This is a genomic window from Pseudomonas sp. BYT-1, from assembly GCF_023611805.1.
Taxonomy (GTDB): Bacteria; Pseudomonadota; Gammaproteobacteria; order Pseudomonadales; family Pseudomonadaceae; genus Aquipseudomonas; species Aquipseudomonas guariconensis.
On the sequence record NZ_CP072559.1, the window covers coordinates 2,253,576 to 2,271,292 of the forward strand.

14 protein-coding genes are annotated in these 17,717 nt (G+C 64.8%); 8 read left to right on the top strand and 6 right to left on the bottom strand.

Going from position 1 to position 17,717, the window contains the following annotated elements; genetic code table 11:
• Position 1: 1 nt before the first annotated feature.
• A complete protein-coding gene (locus J5X93_RS10400; RefSeq protein ID WP_232092030.1) occupies positions 2 to 388 on the top strand; it encodes a steroid Delta-isomerase in 387 nt (128 codons plus the stop codon).
• A 205-nt stretch (positions 389 to 593) separates the two neighbouring features.
• Here J5X93_RS10400 and J5X93_RS10405 read toward each other — a convergent pair whose 3' ends face one another.
• Entirely contained in the window at positions 594 to 1,367 is a 774-nt protein-coding gene (locus tag J5X93_RS10405) for an SDR family oxidoreductase (protein WP_182941075.1), read from the bottom strand.
• A 171-nt stretch (positions 1,368 to 1,538) separates the two neighbouring features.
• Between J5X93_RS10405 and J5X93_RS10410 the strand changes: the two genes are divergently transcribed.
• Genes J5X93_RS10410 through dmpG form a run of 4 tightly spaced genes read left to right on the top strand, consistent with a single transcriptional unit; the run spans position 1,539 to position 5,126 of the window.
• A complete protein-coding gene (locus J5X93_RS10410) occupies positions 1,539 to 2,366 on the top strand; it encodes an alpha/beta fold hydrolase (protein WP_182941072.1) in 828 nt (275 codons plus the stop codon).
• Positions 2,363 to 3,154 carry a fumarylacetoacetate hydrolase family protein gene (locus J5X93_RS10415; RefSeq protein WP_182818683.1) on the top strand — a complete coding sequence of 264 codons (792 nt, stop codon included), beginning with the start codon at positions 2,363 to 2,365 and terminating at the stop codon, positions 3,152 to 3,154. The genes J5X93_RS10410 and J5X93_RS10415 overlap by 4 nt, the downstream gene beginning before the upstream one ends.
• A gap of 16 nt (positions 3,155 to 3,170) precedes the next feature.
• Entirely contained in the window at positions 3,171 to 4,079 is a 909-nt protein-coding gene (locus tag J5X93_RS10420) for an acetaldehyde dehydrogenase (acetylating) (RefSeq protein ID WP_043214686.1), read from the top strand.
• 12 nt (positions 4,080 to 4,091) lie between these two features.
• Positions 4,092 to 5,126 (top strand): 4-hydroxy-2-oxovalerate aldolase, encoded by a 1,035-nt coding sequence (gene dmpG, locus J5X93_RS10425; protein ID WP_043214688.1) that lies wholly within the window; start codon positions 4,092 to 4,094, stop codon positions 5,124 to 5,126.
• A 514-nt stretch (positions 5,127 to 5,640) separates the two neighbouring features.
• On the opposite strand, the gene nudE is transcribed toward dmpG, so the two are convergent.
• From nudE to J5X93_RS10440, 3 genes are all read right to left on the bottom strand, one after another.
• Positions 5,641 to 6,192, bottom strand: a complete 552-nt coding sequence (gene nudE, locus J5X93_RS10430) for an ADP compounds hydrolase NudE (protein WP_182941069.1) — start codon at positions 6,190 to 6,192, stop codon at positions 5,641 to 5,643.
• Positions 6,193 to 6,299: 107 nt separating this feature from the next.
• Positions 6,300 to 7,427, bottom strand: coding sequence for a helix-turn-helix transcriptional regulator (locus tag J5X93_RS10435; RefSeq protein WP_043215874.1), 1,128 nt, complete (start codon positions 7,425 to 7,427; stop codon positions 6,300 to 6,302).
• 138 nt (positions 7,428 to 7,565) lie between these two features.
• Positions 7,566 to 8,609 (bottom strand): 3-ketosteroid-9-alpha-monooxygenase, oxygenase component, encoded by a 1,044-nt coding sequence (locus tag J5X93_RS10440; RefSeq protein WP_043215875.1) that lies wholly within the window; start codon positions 8,607 to 8,609, stop codon positions 7,566 to 7,568.
• A gap of 203 nt (positions 8,610 to 8,812) precedes the next feature.
• On the opposite strand from J5X93_RS10440, the gene lipP1 reads away from it, so the two are divergent.
• Together lipP1 and J5X93_RS10450 are read left to right on the top strand one after the other, a co-directional pair.
• Positions 8,813 to 9,739: a LipP1 family hormone-sensitive lipase gene (gene lipP1 / locus J5X93_RS10445; RefSeq protein WP_182941066.1), complete on the top strand. Its 927-nt coding sequence runs from the start codon at positions 8,813 to 8,815 to the stop codon at positions 9,737 to 9,739.
• Positions 9,740 to 9,833: 94 nt separating this feature from the next.
• Positions 9,834 to 10,007, top strand: coding sequence for a hypothetical protein (locus J5X93_RS10450; RefSeq protein ID WP_167358108.1), 174 nt, complete (start codon positions 9,834 to 9,836; stop codon positions 10,005 to 10,007).
• Positions 10,008 to 10,012: 5 nt separating this feature from the next.
• On the opposite strand, the gene J5X93_RS10455 is transcribed toward J5X93_RS10450, so the two are convergent.
• On the bottom strand, positions 10,013 to 10,603 hold the full coding sequence (locus tag J5X93_RS10455; protein ID WP_052352527.1) for a TetR/AcrR family transcriptional regulator: 591 nt from the start codon (positions 10,601 to 10,603) through the stop codon (positions 10,013 to 10,015).
• A 161-nt stretch (positions 10,604 to 10,764) separates the two neighbouring features.
• Between J5X93_RS10455 and J5X93_RS10460 the strand changes: the two genes are divergently transcribed.
• Complete coding sequence (locus J5X93_RS10460; protein ID WP_182941063.1) at positions 10,765 to 12,519, top strand: FAD-binding protein; 1,755 nt, start codon at positions 10,765 to 10,767, stop codon at positions 12,517 to 12,519.
• Between the two features lie 62 nt (positions 12,520 to 12,581).
• Here J5X93_RS10460 and J5X93_RS10465 read toward each other — a convergent pair whose 3' ends face one another.
• Positions 12,582 to 17,594: an inverse autotransporter beta domain-containing protein gene (locus tag J5X93_RS10465; protein ID WP_182941060.1), complete on the bottom strand. Its 5,013-nt coding sequence runs from the start codon at positions 17,592 to 17,594 to the stop codon at positions 12,582 to 12,584.
• Between the last annotated feature and the right edge of the window lie 123 nt (positions 17,595 to 17,717).

A 17,717-nucleotide genomic window follows, 5' to 3' on the forward strand; every position in this document is an offset into this window, starting at 1 on the left:
GATGGGCCTGCCGACGCCAGAGCAGGTGCAGGCGAGCATGCAGCGTTACGTCGAGCTGGTGGACGCCGGGGACATCGACGGCATCCTGGCGTTGTACGCCGAGGATGCCACCGTCGAAGACCCGGTGGGCCAGCCGCCGTTGCGTGGGATGGACGCGATCAGTGCGTTCTATCGGCAAGGGTTGGGGCAGATGAATGTGTCCGCAGCCCTCACCGGACCTGTGCGCGCTACCCACAACGGCTGCGGCGCCGTGCCGTTTCGGGTGGACCTCACCTGGGACGGGCGCGAATGCTCGCTGCAGGTGATCGATGTGATGGAGTTCGATGAGCACGGCCTGATCCGCAGCATGAAGGCCTTCTGGAGCGAAGTGAACCTGCAGCCGCGTTGAGAGCGATGGCACCGGCTACGCCGGTGTTCGCGGGTGAATCGGAGCGCCGAACCGCCGCTCCCCCAGGTGCTACGCTGCGTTCTGGTCTGTGGAGTCGGTGCAAATGGGGCTGCTTTGCAGCCCATCGCAGGCTTTGCCTGCGTCTACGAGAGCGGATTTACCCGCGAACACCGGGAAGTCCTCGGTGCCATTGGCTGTGCCCAGGTCACTGGCTTTTCGCCGCATCGAGGAAAGCCGGGCGTTCGCCGCCGCCGTGCACCATCAGGTCGGCGCCGCTGACATAGCGGGCGAGCGGCGAGGCCAGGTACAGGCAGGTGTCGCCGATGTCGTCCGGCTCGGCCAAGCGGCCCAAGGGCACGGTCGCGGCCACCTGGGCCTGTTGCTGGGCGTCACCATAATGCAGTTCGGCCTGTTCGGTCAGGATCAACCCGGCAGTGACCGCATTGACCCGCACCTTGGGCGCCCACTCCACCGCCAGCGAGCGGGTCAGGTTGAGCAAGCCGGCCTTGGCGGCGCCGTAGGCGGCGGTGCCGGGCGAGGGGCGGGTGGCGCTGACGCTGCAGATGTTGACGATGGCGCCGCCTTCGGCCTGCTCCTGCATCACCCGGTTGGCCAACTGGCACAGGTTCAGCGGGGCCAGCAGGTTGAGCCGCACGATGGACTCGGAAAACCGTGGCGAGGCCGTGGCCGCTTCGGCGAACGGCGCGCCGCCGGCGTTGTTGACCAGCACATCGAGGCGGCCGAAGAACTTGAGCACGTTATCGATCAATTGCTCGAGCTGCTCCAGGTCACGCACGTCGCACTGCATGAACACCGCCTGCTTGCCGCCGCCGCTGGGCAGCCGCTCCGGTGCCTGGCGGCCGCAGATCACCACGTTCGCACCGCACTCCAGGAAGCGGCGGGTGATACCGCGACCCACGCCTTTGGCACCACCTGTGACCAGAACCACTTTGCCGCGAAAATCCAATGGGTCATGCATGGAAATGCCTTGTCTTGTCTGTCGGAAGGTTGCCTCGATGCTAGGCAGCCATTGCCGTGCGGCCAACGTCCAAAGGGACTAGGGGCGCCGCTTGTAGTCTTGTTGGACGATGCCGTATGCCCTGGCCGCTCTGAATAATCCCGGTACAACAACAAGCCGGGAGGTTTCCCCATGGGCGCAGCAGCGCAAGGGCACAAGGTCAGGTTGGCGGATGGCCTGCAACTGCACTATCAGGACGTCGGCACGGGCGAGGCGGTGGTGTTCATCCATGGCAGCGGTCCGGGCGCCAGCGGCCACAGCAACTTCAAGCGCAACTACCCGCAATTCGCCGCCGCCGGCTACCGCGCCATCGTGCCGGACCTGCCGGGCTACGGCGCCTCGGACAAACCACAGACCGCCTACACCCTGGATTTCTTCGTCGAGGCGTTGCTGGGGCTGCTCGACGCGCTGGACATCCAGCGCTGCACCCTGGTCGGCAACTCCCTGGGCGGCGCCATCGCCATTGCCATCGCCCTGCGCCAGCCGCAGCGGGTGGCGCGCCTGGTGCTGATGGCCCCCGGCGGGTTGATGGACAAGGCCCAGTACTACCTACAGATGGAAGGCATCCAGCGCATGGCCGCGGCCTTTGCCAGTGGCGAGCTGCGCGACGCTGCCGGCATGAGGCGCCTGCTGGGCCTGCAACTGTTCGACCCCTCGCTGATCGACGATGACACCGTCGCCGAGCGCGTCGCGGTGGTCGCTGAGCAGCCCCCGTGCGTGCTCTCGACCATGGAGGTGCCGAACATGGCCGAACAGCTGTCGCAGCTAGCTTGCCCGATCCTCGGCTTCTGGGGCATGAACGACAAGTTCTGTCCGGTGTCCGGGGCCAACACCCTGATGCAGGCCTGCCAGCGCATCCGCTTCGTGCTACTGAGCGAGTGTGGCCATTGGGTGATGGTCGAGCACCGTGAGCTGTTCAACCGCGAATGCCTGGCGTTCCTCGCGGAGGGCCGAGCATGAGCCTCGAACTGCGCCGCCAGCACGGCGACGAACTCTACCAGGCCCTGTGCGACGGCCAGACCCTGGCCCCGCTGACCGAGCGCTGGCCCCAGATCAGCATCGAAGACGCCTACCATATTTCCCTGCACTGCATCGAACGCCGGGTGGCGGCGGGCGATCGCATCGTCGGCAAGAAAATCGGCGTCACCTCGGCTGCCGTGCAGCGCATGCTCGATGTGCACCAGCCGGACTTCGGCTTCATCACCCGGGGTATGGCCTTCGACAATGGCGCCGACATCTCGCTCGCCGAGAACCGCCTGATCCAGCCGCGCGCCGAGGGCGAGATCGCCTTCGTGCTCAAGCACGACCTGATCGGCCCGGGAGTGACCGAGGCCGATGTGCTGGCGGCTACCGATTACGTTACGCCGTGCTTCGAGATCGTCGACTCACGCATCCATGACTGGCGCATCCGCATTCAGGACACCGTGGCCGACAACGCCTCGTGCGGCGTGTTCGTGCTCGGCCAGGAACGCGTCGACCCGCGCGAACTCGACCTGCCGGCGCTGCACATGCGCGTATTCAAGAACGGCGAGCTGCTGAGCGAGGGCCTGGGCTCGGCGGTGCAGGGCAACCCGTTGACCGCGGTCGCCTGGCTGGCCAACACCCTCGGCGCCTTCGGCATCCCCTTCAAGGCGGGCGAGGTGATCCTCTCCGGCTCGCTGGTGCCGCTGGAGCCGGTGCGGGCAGGCGACCGCTTTTCCCTGACCATCGACGGCCTGGGCAGTGCCCAGGTGTCCTTCCGAGCCTGATCGAGGAGCAAGGCCCATGAGCCAGAAACTAAAAGCGGCCATTATCGGCCCGGGAAACATCGGCACCGACCTGCTGATGAAAATGTGCCGCTCGCAGTGGATCGAGCCGGTGTGGATGGTGGGCGTGGACCCGGAGTCCGAAGGCCTCAAGCGGGCCCGGGCGATGGGGGTGAAGACCACCGCCGACGGCCTCGACGGCCTGCTGCCCCATGTGCTGGACGATGACATCCGCATCGCCTTCGACGCCACCTCGGCCTACGTGCATGCGCACAACAGCCGCAAGCTCAACGAGCTGGGCGTGATCATGGTCGACCTGACCCCGGCGGCCATCGGCCCGTTCTGCGTACCGCCGGTCAACCTCAAGGAGCACGCGGCCAAGCTCGCGATGAACGTCAACATGGTCACCTGCGGCGGCCAGGCGACCATCCCGATGGTGGCGGCAGTGTCGCGGGTGCAGCCAGTGGCCTATGGCGAGATCGTCGCCACCGTGTCGTCCAGCTCCGTGGGCCCCGGTACCCGCCAGAACATCGACGAGTTCACCCGCACCACCGCAGGCGCGGTGGAAAGTATCGGTGGCGCCCGTCGCGGCAAGGCGATCATCGTCATCAACCCGGCCGAGCCGCCGCTGATGATGCGCGACACCATCCATTGCCTGACCGACGACACCCCCGACCAGGACGCCATCCGCGCGTCGGTGCTGAGCATGGTCGAAGAGGTCCAGCGTTACGTGCCCGGCTACAAGCTGGTCAACGGCCCGGTGTTCGACGGCAACAAGGTATCGATCTTCATCGAGGTGCAAGGCTTGGGGGACTTTCTGCCCAAGTCGGCCGGCAACCTGGACATCATGACCGCCGCCGGCCTGCGCACCGCCGAGATGTTCGCCGAAGAAGCCCACAAGGGCACCCTGCAATTGCCAGCCCGCTGAGGAGAGGTGGTGATGAACCTTCAAGGTAAGAACGTGCTGTTGCACGACATGAGCCTGCGTGACGGCATGCATGCCAAGCGCCACCAGATCAGCCTCAAGCAGATGGTCGATGTGGCCACCGGCCTGGACGCCGCCGGCGTGCCGCTGATCGAAATCACCCACGGCGATGGCCTGGGTGGGGCCTCGTTGAACTATGGCTTCCCGGCGCACAGCGATGAGGAGTACTTCAGCGCGGTGATCCCCAAGCTCAAGCAGGCCAAGGTCTCGGCCTTGCTGCTGCCAGGCATCGGCACTCTGGATCATCTGAAGATGGCCCACGAGCACGGCGTCTCGACCATCCGCGTGGCCACCCACTGCACCGAGGCGGACGTCTCCGGGCAGCACATCGGCATGGCGGCGAAGATGGGCCTGGACACCGTGGGCTTCTTGATGATGGCGCACATGGTCAGCGCCGAGAAGCTGCTGGAGCAAGCGCGCCTGATGCAAAGCTACGGCGCCAACTGCATCTACTGCACCGACTCGGCCGGCTACATGCTGCCCGATGAAGTCAGTGAGAAGATCGGCGTATTGCGCCAAGGGCTGGAGGCGAAAACCGAGGTGGGCTTCCACGGCCACCACAACCTGGGCATGGCGATTGCCAACTCCCTGGCCGCGATCGAAGCCGGCGCGGTGCGTATCGACGGCTCCGTGGCCGGCCTGGGTGCCGGTGCCGGCAACACCCCGCTGGAAGTGTTCGTCGCCGTACTCGAGCGCATGGGCGTGAACAGCGGCGTGGACCTGTACCGCATCATGGACGTGGCCGAAGACCTCGTGGTGCCGATGATGGACCAGCCCATCCGCCTGGACCGCGACGCCCTGACACTCGGTTACGCCGGTGTGTACAGCTCCTTCCTACTGTTTGCCAAGCGCGCCGAGCTCAAGTACGGCATCCCCGCCCGCGACCTGCTGGTAGAGCTAGGCCGCCGCGGCACCGTGGGAGGACAAGAAGACATGATCGAAGACCTCGCCCTGACCCTCTCCCGCGCCCGCAACCTCCTGCCAACCTGAAACCCCAAAGGGCTGCTTTGCAGCCCATCGCAACTGCGCCAGCACCCACAAGCATTTGCGCCGACCGTCAGGTCGGCGCCTGAGCGCCGAACCACCGCTCCCACAGTCTCCAGCGCAGACCAGAACAAATAATCAGCTTGTTTGCCCTTGCCCTTGCCCTTGCCCTTGCCCTTGCCCTTGCCGTTGCCGTTGCCGTTGCTTTTGATGCGCGACTGTTCAGCCACCACCGATCGCGACCTCAGAAGGCCGAGAGGAGGTGTCTGGAGGGGCAGGCGCGCAGCGCCCTTCGGCGTAGCCGAAGTCGCGAGATGGAGGCTGGCGTAGCCAGCCGGAGGCCGCGAAGCCCCGTAAGACACCGCAGCGAGGGGACCCGGTGCGAAGCGCCGGGCCGGATGTGGGAGCCAGCGGTTTTTGCCTACTTTTGCCCAAGAGCAAAAGTAGGTCGCCGTAAAGGCGAAAAGCGCCGGTGGCGCCACCGCTAAAACCGGATATCCACACAACCTGAAAGCCCAACTCACCCCCGCTGCGCAATCACCCCCATCGCCATGAACAACGCTGCAATAGCCCGAGCCTCATGCAGCTCACCCGAGGCCACCAGCTTGGGAACGTCCGCCAAAGCCACCGCCAAACACTCCAAAGGCTCCGGCTCATCCCCACCGTCATTGCTGCAAGGACTCAGCTGCTCAGCCAGCACCACCCGACAACGGTGACACAGATGCCCCGGCGCCAAGGTCAGCTCACCCAGCTCGGTCAGCCGACCGGCCCGCAGGCCGACTTCCTCACCCAACTCACGCTGCGCCGCCTCCAAATAGCCCTCACCGGTATCGGCACCGCCCTTGGGCAAACCGAGAATGGTGCCTTCGACCCCCACCGCATACTCGCGCACCATCAGCACATGCTGCGGATCCGGCATGGCCACCAGCAGCACCGAGCGGTAGCCGGTACCACGCAGGCGCTCGTAGACGCGATGCTGGCCATTGCTAAAGCGCAGGTGCAGGGCTTCGATCTGGAAGTGGCTGCTCTGGGCCAGCAGCTCGGTCTTGAGGATGGTTGGGCTCTGGCGCATGGCGGGGCCTCTGGCGACGGAAAGCGACAGGGGCTACTGTGCGCTGCCAGCCGGCACCTGCCATCGTCCGAGCGGACGATGGCCAGGCAGGGGGGTGGGGCGGGGCTTCAGCCCAAGGTGGCGACGCTGCGCAGGATCAACCGCACGAGCATGGTCTGGCGTGTGACGCCGGTCTTGGAGAAGGTCGAGCGCAGGTGCGCACGCGAGGTATTGCGGCTGATGCCCAGTTCCTCGGAGGCTTCGTCGAGGGTCAGGCCGTTGGCCAGCAGCATCGCCAACTGGGTTTCGGCCGGGGTGAAGTCGAACAGGGCGCGGACGATCTCCTGGGGCGCCGAGGATTGCTGCTCCGGGTCGCTGATGAAAATGACCACGGTCGGGCATTGTTTGCCCTCGCTCCAGGCCGACAGCGGTACTGAACGCACGATGATGCCCAGGTCGGCACGCCCGGAGGGGCGCTTGACGCGCATGGCCTCGACCACCGACGCCAGGTTGCCCTTCTGCGAGAGCATGGCCTGGCGCACCAAGCGACGAAACTCCTGGGTATCCCGGGCGCTGCCGACCTGCAACCCATCATTGACCTGCTTGATGCCGTCCTTTTCCTGCAGCAGGCGCTCGGCCACCTGGTTGGTCTGCAGCACCTTGCCGGTGTCGTCGAGGATGATCGTGCCCACGGCCATCTGGTCGACGGCGCCGGCGTACAGGTTGCGTTCAGTCTCGATGCGGTTGAGCTGCATGTGCAGCTTGATCGAACGTTCCAGGTGCGGGATGAACCGCGCCAGCAGGTGTTTTTCCGATTCGACGAAGGGCGCATCGTCACGCCCGCGGCTGATACGCAGGCGGCACTGAGCGCCGTCGTTGGTGTTGATGTCCACCCCCAGGATGTGAAACACATCCACCGGCTCCAGGAAATTGCGGAAGAACTCCGACTGCTTGAGCTCGGCCTCGGGCATGAAGTCGGCCAGGGCCACCACTTCCCGGTTGGGCAGCCCGACGAACGGGTCCAAGGCGAAGAAGTGTTTGTTGTAGGACGCGGTGGCGTCGCTGGAGCTGCCGGTGGTGCTGACCATCAGGCCGTCGACCTGGGTGCTGGGCGGGCGCAGGATGAAGGTGACGTACTTGCTGTGCAGCAGGCTGTTGAGCTGATTGAGAAAGGTGACCCAGGGGATGGATTCCAGCGGGCCCTCGTAGAGCTGGCCGACCAGCTCGCTGAAGTCTTCGAAACTGAGAGTCTGCATCGGTGGTTACCGCTTCTTATTATTAGCATTGGCGCCGCGAGCATATAGGCAGCCCTTGTCCGCGCGCAATGTCCTGTTGCGGGGGCCCGACAGCCGCCCGTTCGGGCGGTTGCCAGGTTGTGCCAGGCGGTGTAACGGTCAAGCGCGCTCGCGGCTGCGCACGACGAATTGCTTGCAGTCGCGGGTCTCATCGGCCAGCAAGGCGACGTCGGTGTAAAACTGCTCGTACCAGCGACGCAACTGATACACCGGGCCGTCGCCGTCGCACAGCAGCGGGTTGTCGACGCGGGTCTTGGTGTGCCAGATGGCCACATCCTCGTAGAAGGCTTCCTGGGCCTGCTTGACGTAGGCCTTGGCGATGGCCTGGTTTTCCTCCTCGGACAGTCCTGGGATTTTCTTGACCAGCACGCCATAGCGCAGGGTGAAACTGTTCAGGTCGATCGGTACGTGGCAATTGAGCAGGATCGAGTGGATCGGCTGCCCGCCCATGGCACCGGTCATTTCCGTGATCTGGTAGGCCGGGCCATAGTAGGTGGCCACGGTGGTCAGCTCGCTGTCACCGGACAACCGCTCGCTGCGCGCCCGCATGATCTGGGCGGCGGTGTGGCCCTCGAAAACGTTGCTGAATTCATCGACCGGTGCGCCATGCACGCTGCCGAAGTGCGCCATGTCGGCGACATTGTCGATCAGTTCGCGGCAGTTGGTGTCGATCTTCAGATCGGCGATTTCCCAGTGGGCCCAGGCGTCGTCGAAACAGGCGTCGATGCGTGGGATGGCCTGCTCGGCGATCGGCGGGTTGCCTTCGGGATCGTTCCACACGAACAGCAGATGGTTCTGCTCCATGATCGGCCAGCGCTTGATCTTCGCCCGTGGAGGAATGCGCTTGGCGTAGGGGATGTCGTCGCACACGCCGTCGGCGTTCCAGCGCCAGCTGTGGAAGGGGCAGCGGATGGCGTTGCCTTCGATGCAGCCGGTGCTCAGGTCAGCGCCCATGTGTGGGCAATAGCCGTCGAGGATGTTGAGCTGGCCGTCCTCGCCCTGGAAGGCCACCAGGCGGGTGCCGAAGACATCCAGGCGGTGCGCCTTGCCATCACGGTATTGCGCCGCCAGGCCCAGGCAATGCCAGCCGCGCGCGTAGCGGTCCTCCAGCAGTTTGGCTTCGATACGGTGCAGCGTGCTCATGTTGTTGTTCTCCGGTCTTTGTTGGGGCCGCCGGCCGTACCACGCCACCTTGGTCACTGGCAGCTCGGTTGGCGGTACTGATGCACCCGAGTGATTCTGCCGCGCGTGACGCATCGGTCATCGTCTGAACGGACGATGGCCGCTATCGACGGTGCCGATCTACTGGCGTGCATGCCTACCTCGCAACGTTCAAGGAGAGCGCCATGCCCCTCGATAACCAGCTGGCCGCCGTGCTCCAGGGCTTCACCGCCCAGGGCGAGCCGGACTACGCCACACTCGATGCCGTGCAATACCGCCTGCACGCCGACAACCTGATACCGCCGCTGCCGGGGGCGGACATGGCCGAAGTGCGCGACCTCCAAGTGGCCGGGGCGGCGGGCCTGCTGCCGGCGCGCCTGTACCGCCCGGTGGCCCGCGAGGACTTGCCGCTGCTGGTGTTCTTCCATGGCGGCGGCTTTGTCATCGGCACCCTCGACACTCACGACAACCTGTGCCGCGCCCTGGCCCTTGAGACCCGCGCGGTGGTGGTGTCGGTGGGCTATCGCCTGGCGCCGGAGGCGCGCTTCCCGGCGGCGCCCGAGGACTGCTACGCCGCCACGTGCTGGTTGGTCGAGCAGGCCGATGCGCTGGGGGTGGACGCCCGCCGCCTGGCGGTGGCCGGGGACAGCGCCGGCGGCAACCTGGCCATTGCCGTGAGCCGGCTGGCCCGGGAGCGCCAGGGCCCGGCGATCCGTCACCAATGCCTGTTCTACCCGGTGACGGACGCGGCGTGCGACAGCGCGTCCTATCGCGACTTCGCCGAGGGCTACCTGTTGTCGCGGGCAATGATGGGATGGTTCTGGGCGCAGTACCTGGAGCGCCCGGAGCAGGGCGCCGACCCCTTGGCCTCGCCGCTGCGCGATGACGATTTGCAGGGCCTGCCGGCCACCACGCTGCTGACTGCCGAGTACGACCCGCTGCGCGATGAGGGCGAGGCCTTCGCCGAGCGCCTGCAGGCGGCCGGGGTGGCGGTGCGTTTGCAGCGCTGCGACGGCATGGTGCATGGCTTCGTCAGCCTGGCGCCGTTCGTCGAGGCGGCCGCCCGAGCGTTGCAGGGGGCTGCGGCGGACATCCGTCGGGCGCTGTCGTGAAATTGATCCGCCTCGTCCGTTTGGACGAGGCGGGCCGAGAACGTCGCTTCTAGTCTGGCTTCACAACGTCTCCCTCGCGCATAGAGGCATGGCCATGAAAACAACAACAAGATTTTGCCTGACCCTGATCGTGTGTGCCTTCGCCGCCGCCTATGTGGCCGCGGTCACACGCCCCTTGCCCATGCCGCTGAGCATGGCCTACTACTGCCAGCCCAATTACCAGCCGTGCTACATGCCGGTGCCCAGTTCCATGCGCCTGTTGCCCTGACGGGCTCAGGTACCGATGTGGTGCAGCAGGCGCAATTGCTTGCGGATCTGCTCGGGCGCCTCGGGCACCAGGCAGTAGGCCAGGCATAGCCGGCTGATCAGGGCGATGCTGTCGTCCAGGCTGACGCTGGCGCCGTGGCGCTGCACGTGCCGCTCGAAGGGGCCTGCCAGCACTTGCTGCCACAACGGCGCGATGTCCTCAAGGATGTAGGCGAACACCTCGGGGCTGGCCGCCTTGGCCAGGTAGCCCTGGTGAAACCCACCCCGGTGCTGGTCGCGGTAGCGCACGGCAAAGCACAGGCATTCCTCCAGGTAGCGCTCGAAGTCGTCCTCGAAGCTGACCAACTGCTCCTGCATGGCACTGAAGAATCCGGCGTTCTCGCTGCTGATCACCGCCTGTACCAGTGCCTGCTTGGTGGCGAAGTAGCGGTAGAGCGTGCGTCGGGAAATATTCGCCCGGCGCGCCACGTCGTCGATGGCAAACCCCTCCGGGCCCATCTCGCTCATCGCCGCCAGGGCGCATTCGAGGATCTGCTGGCGCCCTTGCTCGGCACTGTCCATACGGCTGGCATCGCCCCAGCGCAGTTGTCGGGTCATGGCGGAACCTTCTGTGATCATTGGAAGTGGCGGCGATTGTCGCACTTAATGGCACGGCTGCAAGTTTTTGTGTCATCGCAATGGCTCACAAATAAAAATATGTGACATAGTGCGATCTCCATGGAATCGCGGCCAGCGGCCGCCAGCGGGGAGGTGCATCGATGAACAACAATCAGCAGGCTGTGCACTGGGACGCCGTCTACGACGTGGTCGTGGTCGGTTCAGGCGCTGGGGCCATGACTGCGGCGCTACGGGCCCACGACCAGGGGCTGTCGGTATTGATGGTGGAGAAGGCCGCCGAGTACGGCGGCACCACCGCCATCTCCGGGGGCGGGATCTGGATCCCCTGTAACGACCAGATCGAAGGGCTCGGTGGCAACGATTCGCGGGAAGAGGCCCGGGCCTACCTGCGTGCCACGGTCGGCGAGGACTACGACCCAGCGCGCATCGAGGCTTATCTGGAGCATGGCCCGCGCATGGTCGGCTACCTGGCCGCCCAGGCGCAGACGTACTTTCGCGCCGTGAAGCGCTACCCGGACTACTACCCCGAACGCGAGGGCGGCAAGCCCGGCTACCGCACCATGGAGCCGGCGAGCTTCGATGCGGCGCGCCTGGGGGATGAATTCCAGCGTCTGCGCGCGCCGTCGCCTGCGACCTTGATCGCCGGGCGCATCGCCATGACTCAGGTCGAGGCCCACACCATTCTGGCCAAGGAGCCCGGCTGGCTGTGGCTCACCGCGCGCCTGGGCCTCAAATACATGGCCGACTTTGCCTGGCGCCGGCGCACGCGACGTGATCGGCGCTTGACCCTGGGCAACGCCCTGGTCGCCAGCCTGCGCGTGGCGATGCAGACGCGGCAGATCGAGTTGTGGTTGCAAGCGCCGATGCGCAACCTGTTGAGCCATGGGGGTAAGGTGACGGGGTTGGTGGTCGAGCGTCAGGGCCAGCCGTTGAACGTGCGCGCGGCGTTTGGAGTGATTCTCGGGTGCGGCGGCTTCGAAGCCGACCAACCAATGCGCGAGCAGTACCTGCCCAGCCCGACCCGCGCCGAATGGACCGCCGCGCCGCCGATCAACACGGGCGACGGCATCCGCGCAGGCCTTGCGCAGGGGGCGGACGTGGCGCTGATGGACCATGTATGGGGCGCACCCACCGTGCGGGTGCCGGGCGAGGAGAAGCAACGGGCGCTGTTCGTCGAGCGGGCGTTTCCGCGGTGCATCCTGGTCAATGGCCGGGGCGAGCGCTTCGTCAACGAGGCCGCGCCGTACCCGGACATCATCTACGCCATGTACGCCGACCAGGCGCGCACCGGCGCCAACGTGCCGGCCTGGCTGATTTTCGATGCCGAATACCGCAAGCGCTACCCCTGTGGCGTGTTGCTGCCTGGCTCGGTGCAGCCGGACAGCAAGATCCCCGAGGGCTGGCTGGACAACGTCATCTACCGCGCCGACAGCCTGGCGGCGTTGGCGGGCAAGATCGGCTTGAGCGCGTCGGGCCTTGGGCAGAGCGTGCAGCGTTTCAACCAGATGGCGACCCGGGGCGTGGACACCCAGTTCGGCAAGGGCGACAGCCTGTTCGACCGCTATTACGGCGACAGCAACTGCCGGCCCAACCCGTGCCTGGGGCCGGTGGAGCGCGGGCCGTTCTATGCCCTGCGCATCGATGCCGGCGAGCTGGGCACCAAAGGCGGCCTGCGCACCGACGCCGACGCCCGCGTGTTGCGCGCGGACGGGGCGGTGATCGAAGGGTTGTATGCCATCGGCAATACCAGCGCGGCGTTGATGGGCAAGACCTACCCAGGGCCAGGGTCGACGATCGGGCCGGCGATGACGTTTGGTTTCATCGCGGCCGATCATCTGGCGCGGCGGGTGCCGATTGAGCAGGGGAGAGGGGTAGAAAGATCGTGCGTTAAATAGCGGGGATACTCCTGGTCTAGGCTGGTCAAATAAAAAAGCCCCGGTAAGAACCGGGGCTTGTTTTAGAGTCGCCAGCAAAGGAGGCGGACCGGTTTGGTCAAGTCTCCGGGATCGTCAGGCGAGTTGTTGAATTTTGTTCCTGGCAAACGGTTCCAGCCACCCGCATGAATCAAGAAATAATCATCTGGTGTCAGTTCCTCCCATTCTCTGAGCACGCCCTTCATTTTCGGGACTCCCACCTCTCCCGTATAGGCCCTATCGCCCACAGTCATCATCGACATTGCGCGGCACTGGTCCTCAAGTTCGGCGGGTGTTAACGACATACTTTTTTCGCCTATATGGAACCAACCTGTATGAGTGAAATTATAGGTCAGCTCGACATTGCTGGTCTTTCGCTTGGCCTTGAGAGTCACGCCTATGATACCGACTGGTGGTTCGGAAATGAACTTGAACCGGCCTGCTCCTTGGGAGGCCAACCAAGCCACACTGGATGTCCATTCATAGTCGTCAGGGTTGGCATTCCCCGAGATCTTCAAAGTGAACTCCGCACCTAAGTAGCCTGTGTTTGGGAACCCACTGTGTTCCGGGAAGGAGAGAATCGTGCCATACGCATTAACAGCGCCGCTAAATGCGATACTCAACAATTCGAATGCGGCGTATTTGCTCCACTGTTTACCCTCGATATGCGGCACTACCTTGTATTGCCCGTTTAATTTTCCATTCACATCACCTGACACCCAGGAAGTGTAGACACCTGAGGTTCCTGATTCAGCAATGTCGCCGAATGAGATGCTGGTTTCTGGGTTATTGCCCCTATCCAAGGCTACAAATGTGATTTTATCCGCAATTCCACTGACCGGCTGGCCGGTATCGTCCGCCACGGTGAAGGTAATCTCGCTCTTGTCGACACCATCTGCACGGACCACGTCCTTGCTTACCTGGATTTTAGAATGAGCCTCCGATGGCGGGCCGGCAGCGTACAACTCGAAAGGCTGCGCTAGAGCCGTCAGGTCCACCGAATCGGCCTGTGGCGTCACGGTATAGGTGCCTACCCGCGTGCCACCCAACGATGCCTCGTACACACCAGTGGTGCCGATTTCCGTGATCGCGCTGACATCGACATCTCCTGGCGCCGGTATGCCGGCAGTGCCTTCGACAATGAACTTCAGCTTGCTCGCGAGGCCGGTGACCGGGTTGTTGTGCGCGTCCTGGGCAGTGAACGTCAGTTTGCTGGTGTTTCCGCTGCCAGCGAGGACGCGGGGTGGATTGGCGGTGAAGCTCGACGTACCCGGTGCGACCGGGCCGGCTATCAGGGTCACGGTTTCGCTCAGGCTGCCGACAGCGGCACCCTCGAACACTGGCCTTACGGTCCAGGTATCGACCTTGGTCCCGCTCAGCTTCGCTTCGTACACGCCCGGTGAGGTTTCTTTCACCTCGGTGACAGTGATATCAGAGCCAGCATCGCCGCCGCTGCTGTCCTTCACGCTGAAGGTCACTTTGTCGGCACTCTTGGTGACCGGGTTGTCCTTGGCGTCCATGGCGGTGAATGTCAGAACCGAGTAAGCGCTGCCGCTGGCTTCGATGGGGGTCGGTGCGGCGGCAAAGCTCGACCGGCTGGCGTCCGGTGCATCGGGCGTCAGGGTCACCTTGGCTGCGAGGCTACCGATGGCGCTGCCCTTGAGCTGTGGGGTGACGGTCCAGACATCGGCCTTGCTCCCTTTGAGCGTCGCGGTGTACGTACCCGGGGTGGTTTCCTTGAGGGGTTCCACGGTCACGTCGCTACCCGCCGCACCGCCAGCGCTGTCAGTTACGTTGAAGGCAAGGTCGCCAACGATACCGGTGACCGGGTTGCCTTTGGCGTCCTTGGCAGTGAAGGTCAGTTCGGACGGGGTGGAACCATTCGCTGTGATGGTGTCCGGGGCGGCGGCGATCGTCGAGGTGCCTGCGTCCACCACGCCAGCGATCAGCATCACTTTCTCGCTCATGCCGGTGGCGGCGCCGTCGAGGATGAGCGCCACGGTCCAGGTGTCGGCCTTGCTGCCTTTGAGGGTCGCGGTATAGGTGCCTGGCGCGGACTCGCTCAGGTTCTCGATGGTGACGGCTGTGCCGGCCTCCTGGCCATGGTCGTTCTTCACGGTGAAGGTGAGCTTGGTTGCCAGGCCAGAGATCGGGTTGTTCTTGGCGTCCTTGGCGCTAAGAGTGAGCTGCGAGCTGTCGCCGCCGTTGGCAACGATAGGGTTTGGTGCGGCGGTGAATTTGGACAGGGAAGTGTCCAAGGTACCGGCAACCAAGGTCACGTCGGTGGCCAAGCCGCTCAAGGCGCTGCCTTCGAGCTGTGGGGTCACGGTCCAGACTTCGGCCTTGGTGCCGCTGAGCTTGGCGGTGTAAATGCCTGGGGTGGTTTCCTGCAGACGGGTGATGGTCACTTCGGAACCCGCCGGTGCGCCGAAGCTGTCGCGCACATCGAAGCTCAGGTTTGCCGCGATGCCGGAAACAGGATTGCCCTGGGCATCTTTGGCCTCCAGTTTAAGGTCGGATTCGCCAGTCCCTACCACGACGGAGAGTGGGTTGGCAGTGAAAACCGATTTGCCGACGTCCACTGCGCCCGGCTCCACGATTACCTTCTCTTCGAGGTCCAGGGCGGCACTTTCAAAGAGCGGCGTTACTGTCCAGGTGTCGGCTTTGGTCCCGCTCAGGTTCGCCTTGTAGACGCCTGGCGCGGATTCGGTCAAGGCGGTGACGGTGACGTCGGAACCTGCATCCGCGCCGCTGTCGTTCTTCACGCTGAAAGACAGTTTGCTGGCGATGTCGGAGATCGGGTTGTCTTCGGCGTCCTTGACGGTCAGCGTCAGGACCGAGATGGCGCCGCCGCCGGCGATGATTTTGTTCGGCGCGGCGGTGAGGGTCGAGCGTGCTGCCGCGATGGGGCCGGCAGTCAGCGTCACGGTGCCTTTGAGGGTACCGAGGGCGCTGCCTTTGAACTGCGGGGTGACGGCCCACACACCGGCCTTGGTGCCGGAGAGGCGGGCGCTATAGCTGCCAGCGGTGGTTTCGGTCACTGGGCCGAGGGTGATGCCGGTGCCTGGCGAGGTGCCTGCGGCATCCTTGATGGCGAAGGTCAGTTGATCGGCGATGTCCGGGACCGGATTGCCGTCGGCATCGTTGGCCGTCAGGGTGAGGGTGGCCACGTCGGTGCCGGTGGTGTCGATCTCGTCGGGAGCGATCTTGAAAGTGGAGGTGCCGGCGTCGGGTACCCGGTCCATGATCGCGATGTTGGCTTGAGCCAAGGCGGTGTTCTGGACCGACGGCGTGAGGGTCAGGGCCTCCGGCAGGGTGCCGGCGGTGACGGTCACTTCGTACACCCCGACCGATTTACGGCTGAAGTCCGAGACCTTGGCGCCGGTGCTCGCGGTGCCACGGGTCACGGCCATGCTCAGGTCGCTCAGCGGCACATCGATCAGGCCGTCCTGGGCGTCGCGCACGGTCAAGGTCACCACCTGGACGCCATCTTTGGTCGGCACGACGCTGTCGGTGGGCAGGAAGGTGCTGCGCGCGGCATCGAACACCGGCGCGTTGATCGTGACTTGTGTTTCGCTGCGGTTGGAGCGGTTGCCTTGCTTGTCCACGGCCACGCCATGCAGGGTGTAGGTGTTCACGGCCTGGGCACCGGTGCGGTATTGGGGCAGGGTCAGTTGATAGTCGCTGCCGCCCAGGTGCTCGATCTTGCCACCGGCCTGCAGCAAGGTGGCGGCGCTCCAGTCGATGCGCTCCAGGCCGTACTTGCTCTGCACCGTCACTTGCAAGGACTTGCGTTCGCCACTGGCCCCGGCCAACTGGCGGGCAACGTTCAGGCGAATGACTTCTTTCTTGCGGTATTCGAGCACGATGTTGTTGTTGCGCTCGACCAGGTCGTAGCGGCTGCCGGCCAGGGTGCGCATGGCGGCGACTTTGCTTGGGTCGGTCTGCTTGCTCCAGCTCTGGCCCAGGCTCCAGTTGAACTGCATGCCGAACTGGGTATCGCTGGCACCGGCGTTGCCCCGACGTTGCTCGGCGCTGAAGGTGAGCAGGGGGATCGGGGTGTAGGTGACGCCGGTGGTGATGGCGTGCGGGTTTTTCTTGCGGTTGTCCTTGCCGAACAGGCCGACTTCGCTGCCGTAGTATTTCTCGTAGGTCAGCTTGCCGCCCAATTGCGGCATGGAGGGCAGCCAGCCTTCGGCGCGCACGTCCCAGCCGTTGGCTGGACGCTCTTGGTAGTCGTCCAGGTCCGGCGAGGTGCGCCAGCTGCTCAGGCGGTGGTAGCCGTTGGCGCTGAGCTTGAGGTAGTCGCGCCAATACTCAACGCCCACGCCCAGGCGCGAGTGGCTGCGCGAGAGGTCGTGATCGAAGAAGGTGTTGGCGCCTAGCATGTAGCCATCGTTGAAACGACGCACGCCCACACCCAGGTTGGCCTGGTTGCGGTCATCGGTGCGGTGGATGCTGCCTTGGGTGAAGAGCAGGTGTTTCTCTTCGTCCCGGACCGGCAGCAGCAGGTCGAGGGAGGAGCTGGCCAGTGAGAGCTTGTCGTCGACGTCGATCTGCACGCGGGCGGTGCCGAAGCGGCTCAGCCATTCCTGGGTCTGGGTGCTGACTTCGCTGGCCGCCATGCCACGGGCCATGGACGCGGCTGCGTCACCCTTGTTGACGTCCGAGGTGAGGAAGTTGGCGGTGCCGCTGGCCAGGCTGGCGGCCTTGCGGGCCTGTTCTTCGTCCTGGTTGTCCAGCGTCTCGCGGGTCACCCCGTTGGAATTGAGCTCCGGCAAGGCTACGCGCGGGGCGCTGGGCACTTCCAGGCGGTCGCCTGGGCGCAGGTTGTCGAAGCCATTGGTGAAGGTGCGGCCCTGGTTGAGCGTGCGCAGTTCGGCGACGGTCATGTTGAAGCGGGCGGCCACGCGCTCGACGGTTTCGCCGGGGGCCAGGGTATGCAGGAAGGTACGTTGAGTGTGCACGGCGCCAGGCTTTTGGTCGCTGGCGGCACCGGCATGGGTGGGGGTGAGGGCAACGGTCAACGGCAAGGTGGCCTGGATGGCGATGTTCATCCAGGCCAACGCTCGGGTTGGGCGTGACAAATGCGAGTGAGATTTCCTAATCATGATCCCGAAAGTTCTCCAAACGCCAAGTGCTGGCGAAAGCCCGTATCACCCACCGCGCTTTGCAGGCGG